The 578-nt window shown below is 44.8% G+C and carries 1 protein-coding gene; it reads left to right on the top strand.

All coding sequences use genetic code 11. From position 1 onward, the window contains the following. Window positions 1-578, top strand: a 578-nt coding sequence (locus tag R7R24_RS28955) for a secretin and TonB N-terminal domain-containing protein (RefSeq protein WP_318120493.1), incomplete at both ends; no start/stop codon positions are given.

Here is a 578-nt window from a genome sequence, read left to right as displayed (position 1 = left end):
GCTATTGTTGATGTTAAACGTGTTCAAGAAGGATTAAGTATTGATTTAATGAACACGTCGGTAAAAGACGAACAGCTTTACCTTCTCGACGTGAAAGATTTCGCGACGGTGGTGGAAAGTGTTGAAGTGTTCCGCGATACCTCCACCACACGATTAGTTGCGTATATCGATGAAGAATACACGCATGACTATCGTTTGACGGGGCGTTATCTTGAAATCACTGTCAGCAAGCTTAAACCAAATGAAAAAGTGCCAGACAAGAGCATCTTAGAAAAAGAAGGCAAGCTGATCTCGATTAACTTCCAAGACATTCCTGTGCGTAACGTTTTGCAGCTGATTGCAGATTACAACCAGTTTAACTTGGTGGTTTCGGACTCTGTCGAAGGCAACCTTACACTGCGTCTTGATGGTGTGCCGTGGCAGCAAGTGCTCGACATCATCTTGCAAGTGAAAGGGTTAGATAAGCGTGTTGATGGCAACGTGATTTTGGTCGCCCCGACCGATGAGCTGGATTTGCGCGAGAAGCAGCAGTTAGAAAAACAAAAGCTGACGGAAGAAATGGGGGAACTTTCATCAGA

The sequence above is a fragment of the Vibrio sp. 704 genome, from assembly GCF_033339295.1.
This window is presented reverse-complemented; position numbering and strand designations above follow the sequence as displayed.